At 70.5% G+C, this 18,220-nt stretch carries 15 protein-coding genes and 1 pseudogene; 10 read left to right on the forward strand and 6 right to left on the reverse strand.

Going from position 1 to position 18,220, the window contains the following annotated elements:
* The first annotated feature begins 40 nt into the window (after nt 1-40).
* Entirely contained in the window at nt 41-496 is a 456-nt protein-coding gene (locus tag AB0O76_RS32050; RefSeq protein WP_365498332.1) for a carboxymuconolactone decarboxylase family protein, read from the forward strand.
* Between the two features lie 30 nt (nt 497-526).
* Here AB0O76_RS32050 and AB0O76_RS32055 read toward each other — a convergent pair whose 3' ends face one another.
* Nucleotides 527-2,683, reverse strand: a complete 2,157-nt coding sequence (locus AB0O76_RS32055) for a tetratricopeptide repeat protein (protein WP_365498244.1) — start codon at nt 2,681-2,683, stop codon at nt 527-529.
* A gap of 53 nt (nt 2,684-2,736) precedes the next feature.
* Nucleotides 2,737-4,029, reverse strand: coding sequence for a DUF418 domain-containing protein (locus tag AB0O76_RS32060; RefSeq protein ID WP_365498247.1), 1,293 nt, complete (start codon nt 4,027-4,029; stop codon nt 2,737-2,739).
* A gap of 202 nt (nt 4,030-4,231) precedes the next feature.
* Between AB0O76_RS32060 and AB0O76_RS32065 the strand changes: the two genes are divergently transcribed.
* Both AB0O76_RS32065 and AB0O76_RS32070 read left to right on the forward strand, forming a co-directional pair.
* Nucleotides 4,232-4,594, forward strand: a complete 363-nt coding sequence (locus tag AB0O76_RS32065; protein ID WP_365498250.1) for a hypothetical protein — start codon at nt 4,232-4,234, stop codon at nt 4,592-4,594.
* Between the two features lie 191 nt (nt 4,595-4,785).
* Nucleotides 4,786-5,571 carry a hypothetical protein gene (locus AB0O76_RS32070; protein WP_365498253.1) on the forward strand — a complete coding sequence of 262 codons (786 nt, stop codon included), beginning with the start codon at nt 4,786-4,788 and terminating at the stop codon, nt 5,569-5,571.
* Here the strand turns inward: AB0O76_RS32070 and AB0O76_RS32075 are convergent.
* Nucleotides 5,561-6,292: an SGNH/GDSL hydrolase family protein gene (locus AB0O76_RS32075; RefSeq protein WP_365498335.1), complete on the reverse strand. Its 732-nt coding sequence runs from the start codon at nt 6,290-6,292 to the stop codon at nt 5,561-5,563. The genes AB0O76_RS32070 and AB0O76_RS32075 overlap by 11 nt on opposite strands.
* A gap of 97 nt (nt 6,293-6,389) precedes the next feature.
* Here AB0O76_RS32075 and AB0O76_RS32080 point away from each other — a divergent pair, with 97 nt between their 5' ends.
* Nucleotides 6,390-7,388 (forward strand): WD40 repeat domain-containing protein, encoded by a 999-nt coding sequence (locus AB0O76_RS32080; protein WP_365498255.1) that lies wholly within the window; start codon nt 6,390-6,392, stop codon nt 7,386-7,388.
* 100 nt (nt 7,389-7,488) lie between these two features.
* Here the strand turns inward: AB0O76_RS32080 and AB0O76_RS32085 are convergent, their stop codons facing one another.
* Together AB0O76_RS32085 and AB0O76_RS32090 are read right to left on the reverse strand one after the other, a co-directional pair.
* Complete coding sequence (locus tag AB0O76_RS32085; RefSeq protein ID WP_365498258.1) at nt 7,489-7,902, reverse strand: PPOX class F420-dependent oxidoreductase; 414 nt, start codon at nt 7,900-7,902, stop codon at nt 7,489-7,491.
* 31 nt (nt 7,903-7,933) lie between these two features.
* Nucleotides 7,934-8,752, reverse strand: coding sequence for a TetR/AcrR family transcriptional regulator (locus tag AB0O76_RS32090; protein ID WP_365498261.1), 819 nt, complete (start codon nt 8,750-8,752; stop codon nt 7,934-7,936).
* 148 nt (nt 8,753-8,900) lie between these two features.
* Between AB0O76_RS32090 and AB0O76_RS32095 the strand changes: the two genes are divergently transcribed.
* Complete coding sequence (locus tag AB0O76_RS32095) at nt 8,901-9,896, forward strand: ATP-binding cassette domain-containing protein (RefSeq protein ID WP_365498264.1); 996 nt, start codon at nt 8,901-8,903, stop codon at nt 9,894-9,896.
* On the forward strand, nt 9,893-10,723 hold the full coding sequence (locus AB0O76_RS32100; protein ID WP_365498267.1) for an ABC transporter permease: 831 nt from the start codon (nt 9,893-9,895) through the stop codon (nt 10,721-10,723). Before AB0O76_RS32095 ends, AB0O76_RS32100 begins: the two co-directional genes overlap by 4 nt.
* A 78-nt stretch (nt 10,724-10,801) precedes the next feature.
* On the opposite strand, the gene serC is transcribed toward AB0O76_RS32100, so the two are convergent.
* Nucleotides 10,802-11,920 carry a phosphoserine transaminase gene (gene serC, locus AB0O76_RS32105; RefSeq protein ID WP_365498270.1) on the reverse strand — a complete coding sequence of 373 codons (1,119 nt, stop codon included), beginning with the start codon at nt 11,918-11,920 and terminating at the stop codon, nt 10,802-10,804.
* Nucleotides 11,921-12,155: 235 nt separating this feature from the next.
* Here serC and AB0O76_RS32110 point away from each other — a divergent pair, with 235 nt between their 5' ends.
* The 4 genes and pseudogenes from AB0O76_RS32110 to AB0O76_RS32125 all read left to right on the forward strand — a co-directional run bounded on the left by AB0O76_RS32110 (nt 12,156) and on the right by AB0O76_RS32125 (nt 17,917).
* Nucleotides 12,156-14,993 carry an FAD-binding and (Fe-S)-binding domain-containing protein gene (locus tag AB0O76_RS32110; protein ID WP_365498273.1) on the forward strand — a complete coding sequence of 946 codons (2,838 nt, stop codon included), beginning with the start codon at nt 12,156-12,158 and terminating at the stop codon, nt 14,991-14,993.
* 1,036 nt (nt 14,994-16,029) lie between these two features.
* A pseudogene (locus tag AB0O76_RS32115) lies at nt 16,030-16,428 on the forward strand (UTRA domain-containing protein); the annotation flags it as partial.
* Nucleotides 16,425-17,204, forward strand: coding sequence for a GntR family transcriptional regulator (locus AB0O76_RS32120; protein ID WP_365498276.1), 780 nt, complete (start codon nt 16,425-16,427; stop codon nt 17,202-17,204). The pseudogene AB0O76_RS32115 and the gene AB0O76_RS32120, both read left to right, overlap by 4 nt.
* 212 nt (nt 17,205-17,416) lie before the next feature.
* On the forward strand, nt 17,417-17,917 hold the full coding sequence (locus AB0O76_RS32125) for a hypothetical protein (protein WP_365498279.1): 501 nt from the start codon (nt 17,417-17,419) through the stop codon (nt 17,915-17,917).
* The last annotated feature ends 303 nt before the right edge of the window (nt 17,918-18,220 follow it).

Genomic DNA, 18,220 nt, shown 5'->3' on the forward strand with positions numbered 1-18,220 from the left:
GCACACCGTGGAGACCGCACCGGCCGAGTCGCGCGCCGCGATGGAGCGCACGGCAGCCGCATTCGGCAAGACCCCGAGCGCGGTGGCGCTCCTCGCCGAGTCACCCGAACTCCTCAACGGCTTCCTGGAGTTGAGCGCGAGCTTCGAGCGCTCGACGCTGGAGCCGGTGGCCCGGGAGGTCGTCATCATGACGATCGCCGTACGCAACGACTGCCACATCTGCGTCACCATGCACACGGGGAAGCTGCGCAAGCTGGGCGCGGGCACGGAGCTGATCGCCGCGCTGCGGAAGGGAAGCCCGCTGGAGGACGAACGGCTCGAAGCGGTACGGCAGTTCACGCTTGAGGTGCTTGCGACCGCGGGTGGAGTCGATGACGACCGGCTGAAGGAGTTCTTCTCCCACGGCTACACGGAGCGCAACGCGCTGGAGGTCGTCCTCGGCATCGGTACGTACACGATGTCGACGCTGGCGAATCGGCTGACGCGGGCGGTGTGAGGCGCGGTCGGCCGACGCCACGGGTGACCGTCAGTCGTCGTCTCCCCGGATCTGGCGGCGCAGAGCCTCGGCTTCGTCGGTGCGGCCGGCCCTCTGCAGGAGGTTGGCGAGGTTGGTGCCGGCCTTGGGGTGGCCGTTGTCGTGGGCGTGGCGGTAGAAGTGCTCGGCTTCGTCGGTGCGGTCGGATTTGGCGAGGAGGATGGCGAGGTTGAACGCGGCGCTGCGGTGGCCGTTGTCGTGGGCGTGCCGGTAGAGCCGTTCGGCCTCGTCGGTGCGGTCGGATTTGGCGAGGAGGATGGCGAGGTTGAACGCGGCGCTGCGGTGGCCGTTGTCGAGGGCGTGCCGGTAGAGCCGTTCGGCCTCGTCGGTCCGGTCGGATTTGGCGAGGAGATTCGCGAGGTTGTTGCCGGCGCCGGGGTGGCCGTTGTCGTGGGCGCGCCGGTAGAACTCCTCGGCTTCCCCGGCGCGGTCGGACTCCGCGAGGAGATTGGCGAGGTTGAACGCGGCTTTGGAGTCGCCGTTGTCGTGGGCGTGGCGGTAGAAGTGCTCGGCTTCCTCGGTGCGGCCGGATTCCGCGAGGAGGATGGCCAGGTTGTTGGCGGCGCCGGGGTGGCCGTTGTCGTGGGCGCGCCGGTAGAAGTGCTCGGCTTCCTCGGTACGGCCGTCCCTCTGCAGGAGGATGGCGAGGTTGTACGCGGCTTTGGGGTGGCCGTTGCTGTGGGCGTGCCGGTAGAACGCCTCGGCTTCGTCGGTGCGGCCGATGTCTGCGAGGAGGATGGCGAGGTTGTGCGTGGCTTTGGGGTGGCCGTTGCTGTGGGCGTGCCGGTAGAGCTGCTCGGCCTCGTCGGCGCGGCCGGCCTTCTGCAGGAGGATGGCGAGGTTGTTGGCGGCCTTGGAATGACCGTTGTCGTGGGCGTGGCGGTAGAGCTGTTCGGCCTCGTCGGTGCGGCCGGATTCCGCGAGGAGAAAGGCGAGGTTGAACGCGGCCGCCAAGTGGCCGGCGTCGACGAGCGGCCGCAGAGCCGCCTCGGCGACCGTGTGCTCGTCGGCCCGGTACGCGTTCACCCCGATGGCGAAGCCGTCCTTCTCGTCCACGGCGCTGCCGAGCGCCCCGTCCCACGTCCAGCCCGGGACCGCCGACTCCGCGGCATCCACCAGGTAGTCGAACGCCGCCCACTGCTCTTCCCCCACCGGCACCAGCAGACTCGTCACCCCGAGCCGCACGCGCGACGCCCAGTCGAAGGCTTCCTGCAGGGGCTCGGGCCGCAGCGCATGCCCGCCCGCCGCATACAGGTAGTGGCCGTGCAGCTGCACCAGCAGTTCCTGCGGGTACGGTCCGCGCAGCCCCGTGCGCGTCAGGTCGACGGCCGCCGACACCAGTGCCGCCCCGCGCGGATGCCCCTGCGCCGCCCACGCGTGCCGCCACTCCCGCAGCAGGGCGGGCCCCGCCGCCAGGTACTCGCCGATCCCGTAAGTGCCGTGGTGCGCGACGGCGTCCACGATGCGTGAGTCGTCGCAGTCGCCGGCGCGGGACAGCTCCACCTCGCTCCACAAGCGGTTCAGGTCCACGACCTCGGCAAGCCGCAGCACCCGCGAACCGATGCCGTCCTCCTGGTCGACGCTGAACGTCTCGTACGGCTTGAGGCGCATCGTCGCGACGACGGGGACATCCAGCCTGACGAAATCGTCGAGCACGTCGGGCTCAAGACCTTCCGGGCCCAGATACCGCTCCAGATCGTCGAGCCACACCACGCACGGCACCCCTGCCCGCTCCACCACCTCGGGAGCCCGCTCCAGGTGACCACCCGGCGGAGGTGCCACCACCCGCCGGCCCGGCAGCACCGCCCGCACCGCCTCGTACGAAGCCCGCGTCTTCCCCGCCGTGGAGTCGCCGACGACCACGATCAGACCGCCCCGCGCGACCGCCTCGCGCAGACCCGCGTCCACGTCCCGCTCGACGTACGGCGGAAGCTTGCTCCCGTCATCGCCGGGCCGCGCCCGGTGCGCGCCCGCCGCCAGCGCCTCCCACTCGTCGGTGAGCGGCCAGCGGTCGGGATCCCGCAGATAGCGCGGCAGCGTTTCCTCGCTCTGCGGCGACGACGTAGACGACGTAATGGTCACGTTGTGGACCGTGCCGGCCTGGACGACAGCGTCCTGACGGCCACCGGAGACCGTGTTCTCCCCCATGCACAGCTACGGTAGTCCGCTTGCACTACGACGTGTACGTCAACTGCCGCTCCCTAGGCCGAGCGCCGCCCGGAGTTGAGGATGCCCTGCCGGTACATGACCCTGCGCAGCACCGCCTCCGCGGGGCCACGCCGCCCCGCCCGCTCCAGTGCGTACGCGCCCGCCACCGTGACCAGCCACACCCCGACCGCGAACAGCGCCATCGTCGCGCTCGACAGGTGCTCGCCCAGGCCGAGGCCCCAGGCGGCGAGGACGGGGGCGAAGAGGAGCGAGTGGGCGAGATAGCAGGAGAGGGAGCGCTTGCCCACCGCGGTCACGGCTGACAGCGCCCGAGTACCCCTGCGGGACTGCCGCCGCGTCCACCAGTGGGCGAACAGCGCCACCGCCGCCACATACCCGAGCCCGGCCGCGTTCCCCGTGGCGTCCCGCACCATCGTCAGCACGCCGCCCTCGCTCTGCGCGTCGTCCGGGACATCAAGAGCCCCCACATGCGCAAGCGCGGCGGGCAGCGCCCCCAGCCAGCCCACCGCGATGCCGGTCACGGCGGTCCACCGCAGCAACGGCAGATGACGGCCCGGGTTCTCCAGTACGCCCTTGCGCGCGGCCCAGAAGCCGAGCAGGAAGACGACGTACGCGCCGCCGACCAGGGAGAGCGGTGCGGCGGCGAAGGTCACGAAGAGCCCGCTGCTCAAGCGGGTCCCGGCGGCCGCCACCCAGCTGGACTCGCCGGCGGCGTAGGCATTGGCACCCGGTTCGGCACCGGCGTCCCCCAGCGAACCCAACTCCCCTGCCAGCACAGCGGATACGACGGGCTGGGCGGCCAGCAGCACGAACTGCGCGGCGGCGATCCGGATCCACCACTTCAGCGCACGGTCACTGCGCCGCAGGAACAGCCAGCCGAGGACGAGGCTGACCACGCCGTAGAAGCCGATGATGTCCCCGGCCATCAGCAGCGTGGCGTGCAGCAGCCCGATGACGACGAGACACAGACTGCGCCTCCGCAGCAGCCGCACCGCGTCCCGCTCCGACGTCCCCGCCGCCGTCTGGCGCAGATAGAGCCGCATCATCCCGTACCCGAAGAGGAACGCGAAGAGCGGATAGATACGCAGGTCAAGGACGGTGATCATGGTGAACTGCACGGCATGGTCCAACCATCCGCCGTCCACCGGCTGCCACCCGGAAGGACCGTGCCTGGCCGCCGTCAGATGGAACGCGGTGTTGGACAGGACGATGAACAGCAGCATGAGCCCGCGCGCGAGGTCGGGTGCCAGGGCCCGCTCGGCGGGGAGCACGCCCGCACGGCGGGGACCGGTGCGGGCGTCCGTGTTCTTGATCTCGACCGTCATGCTTCGACGCTAGAAAGCGGTGGCGGGGCGGGCATCCGTCTTCCGGCCGGGAGCGGCCGACGAAGGGATGCGATCGCCCGCGCACCCGCCGACCAAAGTACGAAGCCGCTGTTGGCGGTGTGTTGGCGGAGCTGCCTAGCGTTCTTCCTGCCGGGCGTCACGGGGGCGCCCGGCACGAACGACGCGGGATGAGGGAGAGCGAGTGAGCAGGATCAGGTGGCGCAGGATGGGGACGGTGGCCGCGGTGGGGGCCGCGCTGTTCGCGGGGTCCGTCACTGTGGCGCCGACGGCGGGAGCGGTGGGCAGCGCCGCCTGCTCCCAGAACGTCACCAACCACTGGCGGCACATCGACATCTTCAACTACGAGGACCACGGCCACGAGGCATACATGCACAGTGGTCCCGGCGCGACGTACAAGATCACCAAGGGGCTGTACTTCAACGACCAGTTCAAGGCGTACTGCAAGGGTCTCAGCCCGCACGGCAACTGGTGGTACTACTCCAAGTTGCCCAGCGGTAAGAAGGGCTGGATCGCGGCACGGTCCAGCGCCAGGGGCAAGTACTGAGGTCCTGAGGTCCTGAGGTCGACCGGGGGAACACACGGGGGGCGAACGGGGGACGGGGGACGGGGGGAACGGGGGAACGGGGGCGGCGCGGAGGCGATTCCGCGCCGCCCCGCGCGCTTGAGACGGGCCGGCGGCCGCCAAAGACACCCCCCCGTTGGGGACTTGTTGGCCCCCTCCGCGAAGATCTCTGCATGACCATGAAGAAGATCGTCCGCTCCGTCGGCGTGCTCGCCGCCGCCGCGGGGCTCGTCGCACTCAGCAATCCGGCGTACGCCGCGGGGGACGTGTACAAGGGCACCGGATGGCGCATCCTGAACGGCCGGGGGATCCAGTCGCTCAGCCCGGATCCGTACGTCATCCATCTCGTCAAGCCCAAGGCCTCCGAGACCAAGCTCACCGCCGCGCAGACCAAGACCGCAGAGTCCCAGCTGCGGGCGCAGTTGAAGAAGACCGCGGCGCAGCTGACCGCGATCACGGGGACCAAGTTCACGCTGGCCGACGGCTATCACAAGGAGCAGAACGCCTGCTCCACCGCCGAGCGTCACGTCATCACCGTAGGACTGAAGTACCGGCCCTTCACCCCCGGCAACAAGCCGGGCTACTCGCAGGCGTTCCCCTGCTCGGCGAGCGGCAACAAGAGTGCGTGGGGCGGGTGGATATGGGTCGACAGCGAGTACTGGAAGCCGGGGGACTACGCGATCGGCCCGGCGCGCGTCTCGAACATGATGAGCCATGAGATCGGGCACTCGATCGGGCTCGACCACGCCAATGCCGACGGGCCTGACGCCAACAACACCGTCGACCCCTTCGAGTGCGTCAGCAACAGCAGCAAGGACACCCCGGTCATGTGCTCGCCCAACGGCGGCCACGGCAGGGCGAAGGGCGGCAGCGAGGACCGCGTCAAGAAGTACGCCGGTCAGTACACGAAGTGGGACATCGAGGGGCTCAAGGCCCTCAAGGCCAACTTCAGCCGGTAGTAAGTGAGTTGAGCAGTTCTGGGCGCGTCGTCCCGTACGGCGCGCCCACGCCCCACGCCTGGTGCATGGCGTCGGCGAACGCCCCCGCGAGGCGGTGCTCGCCGGAGGCATTGGGGTGCGTCCCGTCGTACGTGTCGACGTCGATGTCGTACGACGGCGGGGACGAGGCCAGGAGCAGCGGGGACGTGCCCGTGTCGAGGTCGGCGACGGCCTTCGCGAGCAGCGTGTTGAAGCGGGCGACCTCCGCCGCGAACGGGGCGTCCGTGCGGGCCCGGACGTTCGGTATGACGGGGAGCATGACCATCCGGATGTGCGGGTTCGCCGTACGGGCCTGAGCGACGAAGCGGCGCATGTTCTCGGCGGTCTGCTCGGCGTTCGTGTAGAAGCCGAGGTCGATCAGGCCGAGGGATATCAGCAGCACGTCAGGTGCGTCGCGGCGCACCGCGTCGGCGATCTGCGGCGCCATGTGCAGCCAGCCCTCGCCCCAGCCCGCGAGGTGGTTGCGGGGGAAGGCGGGGTCCGTGCCGTCGGCGTAGGCGTGCGACGTCGGTTCGCCGGTGGACTTGTCGTGCAGGGTCAGGCGCGGGCCCACGACGGCGAAGCCCTCGTCGCCGTGCTCGCCGAGCGAGGACCGCAGGTGCTGCCACATCCGGTGCCGCCAGGTGTGTTCCCCGGCGCTTCCGATCGTCATCGAGTCGCCGACGAACATGAACCTGAGCATCCGCTCATCATCCCGGATCAGGCCCCCGGCCTGCGATGTGAGGCTCAACACCCGCCGGACGCCCGCCGCCCCGCGCCGGGGTGGCAGGCTGGGGGCCATGCGTTCACTGCGTACTTCGATGGGTGCCGCGGCCGCCGCCGGCTGCCTGGTCCTGCTCGGCGCCGCCGCTCCGGCCGCCGCCGACGACAGCCACGACGGGTTCACCATGAAGGACCCCCGCATCATCGAGTCCAGCGGCCTCGCCGCGTCCCGCGCCCACCCGGGCGTCTACTGGACGCACAACGACCAGGACAAGGGCGGGGCGCTGCTCTACGCCGTGGACGGCAAGACCGGCGAGACGGTCGCGACGATCACCCTGACCGGCGTCGGGACGCCGCGCGACGTCGAGGCGGTCTCCGTCGGCAGCGACGGGAACCTCTACGTCGGCGACATCGGCGACAACCTCGGCGGCACCTGGTCCCACGTGTGGATCTACAAGCTGCCCGAGCCGAAGCAGCTCCGCGACCAGACCGTGCGCGCCACCCAGTACACGGTGAAGTACGAGGACGGGGCGCGCGACGCGGAGGCGTTGATGGTCCACCCCAAGACCGGGCGGATCTACATCGCCGACAAGAAGGAGGAGGGCGGGGCCTTGTACGAGGGTCCGGCGCAGATGTCCGCCTCCGGGGTCAATGTCTTCAAGCGCCTCGGGAAGACCGGCCTGTGGGCCACCGACGGCGCGTTCTCCCCCGACGGCAAGCAGCTCGCGCTGCGGGGCTACCTGGGTGGTGTCTCGTACGCCTGGAAGGGCGAGGGGAAGATGCCGGCGCGCGAGGGACGGCTGAGCGTGCCGCTGCAGGGCCAGGGGGAGTCGGTGTCGTACACCCTGGACGGTACGACCCTCATGTACGGCACCGAGGGCGAACAGGGCGAGGTCGAACCGGTGGAGGTGGAGGGCGCGGGCGGCACCGCCGGTTCAGGCAGCGGGAGTTCGGGCCCGGACGCCGGGGGTGGCGGGGGCTCCGGGCTCGACGGGGACTTCAAGGTGGGGGCGTTGGCCTTGGCGGTTGTACTGGCCGCTTTCCTTGGCCTGAAGCGGATGTTGCGGCGGCGCTAGGCCGGTATTTATCTGCGGGCCGTCAGTGGCTGGTCGCGCCCACGCGGCGGAGCCGCAAGTGTCACAGCCCCGCGCCCCTTCGGGGCGCTCAACCGCAGTGCTACTCGCCCAGTACCCGTACCTCGTAGTGCAGTGTCTTGTCCCGCGTGATCTTGTGGGTGAGTGGGACGAACAGGCCGTGCAGTACCGGGTACTTGCGCCTGAGCAGCTTCGCCGCGTGTTTGTTCTCCTCGCCGCCCTGGTCGAGCAGCCGTACCCGTGCCTTGATCTCGGGTCCTGTCGGTGCGCCGCGCAGTGTGGACGGGGCGATCTCGACCTCGGGGTTGCGGCGCATCCGCTTGGCCTTCCACGCCTTGGCGTAGGTGCGGACGTACGCGTGGTCGCCCTCGACGACGATGCTGACGGGGGCGCCCACGCCCGTGCCGTCCTTTTTGTGGCTCGTGAGCAGGACGGTGTACTGCTTCACGAACGGGGCGAGCGCGGGGCTCGGTGGGCTCGCGGGTTTCGGCGTCATGTATCCATAGAGGCACTGATCGCCGGATATGTCACGTGCTCTGCCCGTCCTGTCCCGCTGTCTGCTCCTGCTCCTGCTCCTGCGCCTTGCGGCGGGCGACCAGGACGTCGAGGCCGTCGAGCAGCCGCTGCAGGCCGAACTCGAAGTGGTCGAAGTCCGGGCCGAACGCGTCCTCGGAGAGCCCGGCGAGCGCCGGATAGCGGCCGCTGCGCATGATCCTGTCGAGGGCCGGGGCCTGCGCCTCCCAGAACTCCTGGTCGGACAGGCCGGTCTTGCGTACCGCCTCGATCTCTTGCACCTGGGTGCGGGCGACACCGGTGACGTACCCCTCGGTCATGACGATCACCCCGATCAGCTCGGGGTCGGTCAGGCCCATCGGCTTGATCCGGGACAGTGTCCGGTCGAGGCCGCCGACGGCTCCGGGGCCGAGCACCGGGCGGGCCTGGTTGACCTGGAGCAGCCAGGGGTGGCGGCGGTAGAGGACGAGGGTCTCGCGGGCGTACTCCTCGACGCCCTCGCGCCAGCCGCCGGTCCAGGGCGCCGCGCCATCGGGGTCCTCGGGGGGCGCGTACACGCGGTCCAGCATCAGGTCGACCAGATCGGCCTTGCCGGGGACGTAGCGGTACAGGGACATCGTGCCGGTGCCGAGCTCCGTGGAGAGGCGGCGCATCGAGACCGCGGTGAGGCCCTCGGCGTCCGCGAGGCGCACCGCCTCGGTGACGATCCGCTCCAGGGTGAGCCCCGGCTTGGGGCCCCGCGCCGGGCGCTCGCCGCTGCCCCAGAGCAGTTCGAGGCTGCGGGAGATGTCGCTGCCGGTGCGCTGGACGTCGCCGCCGTTCGTGCTCGTCATGGCGCTCAGCCTAATGGTCCGAGAAGTAATTGGGTACGGTGTACCCGCGAAACTGGGTACGGTGTACTCTCAATTGAGTACGCCGTACTCATCGGGTGTGGCGCATGGCGCACTGGGCTTGTGGCGGAACTGGCTGGAGGGGCAGGCGATGGACGGGAACGACTACGCGGTACGGGCCGAGGGCCTGGAGAAGCGCTACGGCGAGAAGAAGGCCCTGGACGCCTTCGACCTCACGGTCGCGCGCGGCACGGTGCACGGACTGCTCGGGCCGAACGGCGCGGGCAAGACCACCGCCGTCCGCATCCTCTCGACACTGGTACGGCTCGACGGCGGGCGCGCGGAGGTCGCGGGCGCCGATGTCGTCCGCAGCCCCGACGCCGTACGCGCCCGCATCGGCCTCACCGGGCAGTACGCGGCGGTCGACCAGGTGCTCAGCGGCCGGCAGAACCTGGAGATGTTCGGCCGCCTCTTCCACCTGGGCGGCAAGCGGGCGGCCCGCCGCGCCCAGGAACTCCTGGAACAGTTCGACCTGGTGGAGGCGGCCGACAAGAGCGCGGGCGACTACAGCGGTGGCATGCGCCGCAGGCTCGACCTCGCCGCCTCGATGATCCTCGCGCCTGCCGTCCTCTTCCTGGACGAGCCGACCACCGGACTCGACCCGCGCAGCCGCCTCGAAGTCTGGGACACCGTACGGAAGTTGGTCGCGGACGGTACGACGGTCCTGCTGACCACCCAGTATCTGGAGGAGGCCGACAAGCTGGCGTCCCGGATCACCGTCATCGACCAGGGCCGCGCTATCGCCGACGACACCCCCGACGGTCTGAAGTCCACGGTGGGCGGCAGCTGCCTTGAGGTCGTGGTGCGCGATGCCGCCGATCTGTCGGCGGCGTGGACCGCCGTGTCCCGGGTGGCCGACGGCGTACCGGAGACGACCGCCCTGGAACGCCGCGTCCAGGCGGACGTCACGGACCGGGTCGGCGCACTGACCGAGGTGGCGCGGACGCTCCAGGACCAAGGCATCGCGATCGAGGACATCGGCCTGCGCAGGCCGAGCCTGGACGACGTGTTCCTGCGGCTGACGGGCCGCCGGGCGGACCCACCGCTGCTGATCGGCACCGACGAGAAGAACGGAGTCGCGGCATGAGCGTCGCACTGACCGCGGACACCTCGCGCGGGCGCCTCTACTGGGCGCTCGCGGACGCCTGGAACATCACCCGCCGCTACCTCACCCACTACCAGCGCCAACCGGTCTACATCGCCTGGCAGCTGGGCTTCCCGATCATCTCCGTACTCCTGTACGGCTTCGTCTTCGGTGAGGCGATGAAGGTGCCCGGCGGCGGCGAGGACGGCGACTACAAGCAGTTCCTGATGCCCGGCATGTTCGTGATGACCATGGCCTTCGGCTTCATGAACACCGCGATGGGCGTCGTCACCGACTCCGCCAAGGGCGTCATCGACCGCTTCCGCTCGATGCCGATGGCGCCGTCGGCGGTGGCGTCCGGGCGCGGCCTCGCCGACCTCATCGTGGCCTGCGCCGAGCTGACGATCCTCGCCCTGACGGCGCTGGCCATCGGCTGGCGGTCGAGCGCGGGCCTGCCGCAGACCCTGGCGGCCTTCGGCCTCCTGCTGCTCCTGCGCTTCAGCCTGATCTGGGTGGGCGTCTACCTGGGCCTCGTCGTCCCGACCCCGGAGGCGGCGGGCGGCCTCTACGCGGTCGCGTTTCCGCTGACCATGATCTCCAGCGTTTTCGTGGCGCCTTCGCTGATGCCGGACTGGCTGGCGCCGATCGCCGCGTGGAACCCGGTGTCCTCCACGGGCACGGCGGCACGCGAACTGTTCGGCAACCCGGGCGCGGGCGGCGCGAGCTGGGTCGAGCAGCACGCGATCCTGATGGCGGTGGTGTGGCCGCTGGTGGTCTCGCTGGTGTTCCTGCCGCTTGCGGTACGGAAGTTCAAGCAGTTGAGCCGCTGAGGAGCTTTTCCGTACGCGAACGGGGGCGCCCGGCACGGTGTGTGCCGGGCGCCCCCGTCGTCGTACGAAGAACTACTGCTACAGCTTCTCGATCACGTAGTCGATGCACTTGGTGAGCGCCTCGACGTCCGCAGGGTCGATCGCCGGGAACATCGCCACGCGCAGCTGATTGCGGCCCAGCTTGCGGTACGGCTCGGTGTCAACGACCCCGTTGGCCCGCAGCGCCTTCGCCACCCCGGCGGCGTCGATCTCGTCCGCGAAGTCGATCGTGCCGATGACCTGCGAGCGCTTGGCCGGGTCCGTGACGAACGGCGTCGCGTACTTGGACTCCTCGGCCCAGCCGTACAGCGTGCGCGAGGAGGCGGCCGTGCGGCCGGTCGTGAACTCGAGCCCGCCCTGGCTGTTCATCCACTCCAGCTGCTCGCCGAGCAGGAAGAGCGTGGCGAGGGCCGGGGTGTTGTACGTCTGGTTCTTGCGGGAGTTGTCGATCGCCGTCGGGAGACTGAAGAACTCCGGGACGTGGCGGCCGGACGCGTGGATCCGCTCGGCACGCTCGATCGCGGCGGGAGAGAAGACGCCGATCCAGAGACCGCCGTCCGACGCGAAGGACTTCTGCGGGGCGAAGTAGTAGACGTCCGTCTCGGCGATGTCGACGGGCAGGCCGCCGGCGCCGGAGGTGGCGTCCACCAGGACGAGGGAACCCGCGTCCGCGCCGGCCACCCGCTTGATGGGGGCCGCGACGCCGGTCGAGGTCTCGTTGTGCGTGAACGCGTAGACGTCGACGCCCGCCTCGGCCTGCGGCTCCGGGTGCGTACCCGGGTCGCTGGTGATGACGGTGGGCTCGGCCAGCCAGGGGGCGAGCTTCGAGGCCTTGGCGAACTTGGAGGAGAACTCGCCGAAGCTGAGGTGCTGCGACTTGTTCTCGATCAGGCCGTGCGTCGCGATGTCCCAGAAGGCGGTGGAGCCGCCGTTGCCCAGGATCACCTCGTAGCCCTCGGGGAGGGAGAAGAGGTCCTTGACGCCCTCGCGCACCCGGCCGACCAGGTCCTTGACCGGGGCCTGGCGGTGGGAGGTGCCGAGCAGAGAGGTACCGGTGGCGGCGAGCGCGTCCAGCGCCTCCGTGCGCACCTTGGAGGGGCCCGCGCCGAAACGTCCGTCGGCGGGCTTGATGTCAGCGGGAATCTGGATCTCAGCCACGGGGTGAGCCTAGCGGCTCAGGGCACGGGGTCTGACTGGTGTCCGCCGGGTGAGATCGCGCCCCCACGCGGGGTGGACGCCTCGGGGCTCTGCCCCGGACCCCGCTCAAAGCCGCCGCTCCGCGGCGGATCTTTCCCGCCCACCCACCCGATTGCCCGGCGTTAGTCGGGAAGGTCGGGAAGGGGTGCCCGCGCACGAAGTGCGCTGATGAACACAGCGGGGAAAGGAGAACCGCATGAACCATCACGCAGATCTGGAGCGCGCCCTACGAAACGCCGTACGCGGGGAGGTGGACTTCTCCACGACCGCCCGCGCCCTGCACACCATGGACGCCTCCAACTACAGACGCGTCCCGCAAGGCGTCCTCGCCCCGCGCGACGCGGACGACGTGGCGGCGGCGCTGACGGTCTGCCGCGAGCACCGCGTCCCCGTGGTCGCCCGCGGCGCAGGCACCTCCATCGCAGGACAGGCCACCGGGGTGGGCCTCGTACTCGACTTCACCCGCCACATGAACCAGATCACCGCCCTGGACGCCGACGCACGAAGGGCGGTCGTCCAGCCAGGAGTGATCCTGGACAGCCTCCGCAACGAGGCAGCCCGGCACGGCCTCACCTTCGGCCCCGACCCCTCCACCCACAACCGCTGCACCCTCGGCGGAATGATCGGCAACAACTCCTGCGGCTCCCACTCGGTGGCCTGGGGCACCACCGCCGACAACGTCCACCACCTGAAGGTCATCACCTCGGGCGGCGAAAGGCTCGGCCTCGCCCAGGGCTGGGAAGGCGCCCCCGAGGGCCTGCGCCCCCTGGTGGACGCCGAGTTGAAGCTCCTGCGGACCGGCTTCCCGGAGCTGCCCCGCCGCATCTCCGGATACGCCCTGGACGCCCTGCTCCCCGAGCGCGGCGTCGACCTGGCCCGCGCCTACTGCGGCTCGGAGGGCACGCTCGCCGTCCTGACGGAAGCGACCGTGCGCCTCGTCGAGGCGCCACGCGCACGTGCCCTCGCCGTTCTCGGATACGCCGACGAGAGCGCGGCGGCGGAAGCGGCCGCCGCCCTGCTTCCGCACGGCCCGTTGACGGTGGAGGGCATGGCCGCCGACCTGGTGCGCGGCGCGGAAGGGCTGCCCAAGGGCGGCGCCTGGCTGTTCGTGGAGACGGGCGGCGGCAGCGAGGCCGAGGCACGCGCACGTGCGGAGGCGATCGCGAAGGCGGCTTCCGGCGACAGCGGCTCCGTGGACTCGGTGGTGGTCACCGACCCGGCGGGGCAGCGCGCGCTGTGGCGGGTCCGGGAGGACGCCAGCGGGACGGCGACGCGGATGCCGGACGGCAGTGAGGCGTGGCCGGGCTGGGAGGACTGCGCGGTGCCGCCCGCGCGGCTGGGCGCGTATCTGCGGGACTTCAGGGCGCTGCTTGCGGACCACGGCCTGCGCGGCACTCCGTACGGCCACTTCGGGGACGGCTGCATTCACGTACGCATCGACTTCGACCTGATGAGCGAGGAGGGAGTACGAGGCTTCCGCCGCTTCTCGGAGGACCTCGCGGAGGTGGTCGTCGCGCACGGCGGATCACTGTCGGGCGAACACGGCGACGGCCAGGCGAGGGCGGAACTGCTCCCCAAGATGTACGGCGCCGACCTGGTACGCCTCTTCGAGCGGGTAAAGGGGGCATGGGACCCGGCGGACCTCCTGAACCCCGGAATGCTGGTGCGCCCCGCGCCGCTGGACGCGAACCTCCGCTTCACCCCGCTGCCGAGGAAGCCGGTGGACGTCGCCTTCGGCTATCCGCACGACGGCGGCGACTTCTCGGCGGCGGTACGGCGGTGCGTAGGGGTGGCCAAGTGCCGTACAGAATCGACAAATTCGGCAAGCGGGGTGATGTGCCCTTCCTTCCGGGCGACGGGCGAGGAGGAGCACTCGACGCGGGGCCGGGCGCGGCTGCTGCACGAGATGCTGGCGGGGGAGGTGGTGAAGGACGGCTGGCGCTCGACGGAGGTCCGCGAAGCCCTGGACCTCTGCCTCTCCTGCAAGGGATGCCGCTCGGACTGCCCGGTGGGCGTGGACATGGCGACCTACAAGGCAGAGTTCCTGCACCACTACTACGAGGGCAGGCGCCGCCCCGCGTCGCACTACGCGATGGGCTGGCTGCCGCTGTGGCTGCGCCTGGCGTCCCGCACGCACACGGCCCGCCTCGCGAACACCCTCTCCCGAGTGGCCGTGTTGGCGGGCTGGGCCAAATGCCTTGCCGGGATCGCCCCGGAAAGGTCGATCCCGCGCCTCGCCCCGGAGACATTCCGCCGCTGGTGGCTCAAGCGGTCACGCCGCAAGGGAACGCAGATCGTGTCCTCCGACCGCTTCGTCGTCCTATGGCCGGACACGTTCACGGACCACCTCTCGCCGGAGGTGGGCCGGGCGGCGGTGCGGGTGCTTGAGGACGCGGGCCTGACGGTGTTCGTGCCGGGAAGCGGGGTGTGCTGCGGCCTGACGTACGTATCAACGGGCCAACTGGACCGAGCCCGCACGCTATTGAGACGAACCCTGGACCACATGGAGGGGCTCCTGGAGGGCGGCGCACCGGTGGTGGTCTTGGAACCAAGCTGTGCCGCGGCCCTGAAATCGGACTTGATCGAACTCCTCGGCGACGACGAGCGAGCCCATCACCTTGCCGCCGCGGTCCGCACGTTCGCCGAGGTCCTGGAGGAACGCGCTCCAGACTGGCGCCCGCCACGCATCGACCGCCCGGTGGTCGGCCAGACCCACTGCCACCAGCACGCGGTCCTGGGCGACGCCCCGGAACGCCGACTCCGTCAGAAGGCGGGTCTGGAGGGCGAGTTGAGCGGAGGCTGCTGCGGTCTGGCGGGCAACTTCGGCTTCGAGGCGGGCCATTACGAGGTCTCGCGCACGTGCGCGGAGGAACAACTGCTCCCGGCGGTGCGCGCGGCTCCCGCTTCGGCGGAAGTCCTGGCGGACGGCTTCTCCTGCCGCACGCAGCTGGAGCAGCTGGGGGAGGGGGTAAGGGGACGGCACCTGGCAGAGGTACTGGCAGAGGGGCTGGAGTCGCGTCCACCGGGGGTGTGAGCCCCGGTCTCTCTTCCGCCGTGCCACCGGGGCCTTTCTTGCCCGGCGCTCGATTGGCGCCGGGGCCGCCCGCTGTTACGAGGTTGGCGGTTCCGGGCCGGCTGTAAAGGGCGCTCCGCTGCGCTCCGCGTCGGCTGCGCCGATTCCGCTTCGCTCCACCCTTGACAACCACCCCTCCACCGCAGGTGAACGCCGACCGGGCGGCCCAGGAAGCGGGCCTCTCGGGGACTCCCGTCGGGTCATCCGGCTTTCCTGCCGGGCGCGGACTTGTTCGTTGCACGTGCCGTCAGTGTCATGGGTGCGCGGTCGGCTCGGGAACGGGTGCCGGTCTCGTCAAGCGTCCGCCGACCGGATCTCCCGGGCTGGCCGTCACGGGTCGCGCGTCACGAATGGCGGGGGTCGGCGACTGGGGGTGGGGGACCTACTTTGGGAAAGTTGTGTTCTGGCACAAGGGGGGCGCGCGGCCCTGCGAAACGCAACTTTGCCGAAGTAGGTCCCCCGCACCCCCTCACCGGCCAGTCCCGGGAATCAACTGGCGACCAGAAACGGTGAGTTGTGGCCCTCCCACCCGGCGCCCGCCCCGGAAGGTCCGGTCGGCGGACGCTTGACGAGACCGGCACCCATCCCCGAGCGGCCGCGCACCCCTCCAGCCGGACGGACGGCACGTGAAACGAACTAGTCCGCACCCGGCGCTCAAGCCGGATGGCCTGACGGCCGGTCCCCGTGAGCCCCGCTTCCAGGGCCGCCCGGTCATCTCGCTTCTCGCGGTGGAGGGACGGGTGTCAAGGGTGAAGCGAAGCGGAATCGGCGCAGCCGACGCGTAGCGCAGCGGAGCGCCCTTGACTCCCAGCCCGGAACCGCCAAACTCAGGACAACCGGGCGGCCCCGGTGCCCTGTTCACCGCAGGTGGCATTCACCGCCTTGAACATGAGCCACACGGTCTTGCCCACCGAGTGTTCCGTGACGCCGAAGGCGCGGAGCTCGGCGTCGGCGGGTGAGATCGAGAGGCCCAGCTCGAATTCGCGGCCCTGGGGGACCCCGTGAGGTGGCCGAACTGCTCGGCGTAGCCGAAGGGGGACCCGTGGTCGTTCGGCGTCGGATCATCGAACTCGACGGTGAACCCAATGAGTTGACGGACACCTATTACCCCGTCGAGATCGCCAGGGCGACTCCGCTGGCCGCCACGGCCAAGATCCGTGGCGGCGCGGTGACTCTGCTCGCCGAGCTCGGGCATTCCGGGGTCACCGTGCGCGAGGACGTCACTGCCCGGATGCCGAGCGAGGAGGAGCGGGCGGCCCTGCGCACAGGTCCGGACGAGCCGGTCCTGCGGCTGGCCCGGGTCACCCTGGATGCGGAGGGCCGGGCCATCCAGGCGGACTTGATGACGATGCCTGCCACCCGCCAGCGGCTGCGCTACGAGATTCGGATCGGATGACCGTGCCCCGTACCGATGCCAACGCGTCCGACCGCCGTGCCCTCCATGAGCGCATCGCCGCCGATGTGCGGGACGAGATCATGAGCGGTGAGCTGGCTCCGGGGGCCAGGCTCCCCTCGACGGCGCAGCTCAAGGCCAGATTCGATGCGTCGAGTGCCACCGTGCAGAAGGCACTCCAGCTGCTCAAGGATGAGGGCCTGGCCGTCGGCCGGGCCGGGGCGGCGGTCACCGTGCGCGAGCACCGCCAGCGGACCCTGCGGCCGGCCGCGTACATGGCTCCTGCCGGGGACGGGCGCCCGTATCGCTGGCTGACCGAGGCTGTCGAGCACGGCGCGAGCCCTCGGAGCACGCTGCTGGAGGTGGCCGAGGTGGTGCCGCCGGCGGATGTCTCGGCGGCGCTGGGGCTCGGCGGTGGCGGTGTGGCGGTGCTGCGCCGCCAGCTGCTCAGCATCGACGACGAGCCGGTGGAGCTGGTCGCCTCCTACTATCCGGTGGAGATCGCCCGGGGCACCCCGATCACGGAGCGGCGCAGGATTCGTGGTGGCACCCCGGCCCTGCTGTCCGGTCTCGGTTTCCCTCCGCGGCTCAGCGTGGACCGAGTCTCGGCGCGGGTTCCCACCCAGGAGCAGTACACGGCTCTCCTGCTCCCCAGCAGCCTCCCGGTGCTGCGCACTCTGCGCGTCGTCCACAGCGATGACGAACGGCCCATCGAGGCGACGGTGATGGTCAAGGCGGGCCACCTCTACGAGTTGCAGTACGAGTTCGTGCCGTCCTGAGTGACCTGCGGGAACCGCTCCCCGACGAGAAGCGAGAGAACATAGGTTAGGTGTCCATGACCACGGACTCCGATGACCTGCCGTCCCGCACGCCTTACATGCCGCCTCCGCCCATGCCGCCCCCTCCGGCCGGCCCGCCTCAGCCTCATCAGCCGCGTTGGGCATGGTGGTTGGTCGGCATCGTCATCCCGATTGTGGGCATCGTCGTCACAGTGGTGATCGGAAACCGAGGGTCCTCCGACTCGGAGCAACCTGACGCGAGTGCCGCGGACAAGGGCGCGGCGTCGACCGCACCGTCCGACGCCGGGAGTGCGGAACAGGCCTCGCCGAAGGTCAGGTTCTCGGGGACAGTACGCGTCGAACTCCCCAACGGCGGCGAGAACGTCGACCTGGATTCCACACCCCCTCTTGTCTCCGGCCCGGACATCAAGGGAGTCGACGTGTACGTCGGCGCCACCTCCGGTAGCCCGACCCTCACCACCGAGGGCAGTGAGCTGACGCTGGCGCCGCTTCCTGGTTCCGGCCCCGCGCCCAGCGAGGCCGAGTGCGCGGACGCCGTCGAGAAGAACGGTGCCTATGCCGCCGAACTGACCCGAGGTTCCCGGTTCTGTGCGCAAACCATGGAAGGGCGCACGGCCTATCTGCGCACTGTGTCCGCGCCGACTGCAGGCCCGGTCCGCATAGCCGCCACTGTGTGGGAGCTGCCGAGCTGATGCCTGAGGCATTTGGCGGGGGCTTTCTTGCCCGGCGTTGAGTTGGCGCCGGGGCCGCCCGGTTGGCCTGAAAGTGGCGGGGATGGGTCATCCGGCTTGAGCGCCGGGTGCGGACTGGTTCGTTTCACGTGCCGTCCCGCTGGAGGGGTGCGCGGCCGCTCGGGGATGGGTCCCGGCTTCGTCAAGCGTCTGGCGACCGGATCATTCGGGGTGGCCGTCGCTCCCTGGAGGGCCGTCGTTTCCTGGTTCGTCGGCCTTTACGCCCTGCTCTGGTCCGCGGTCAACCGGCCCCTCGCGCACCGG

The organism is Streptomyces sp. NPDC086554, from assembly GCF_040686095.1.
Lineage (GTDB): Bacteria > Actinomycetota > Actinomycetes > Streptomycetales > Streptomycetaceae > Streptomyces.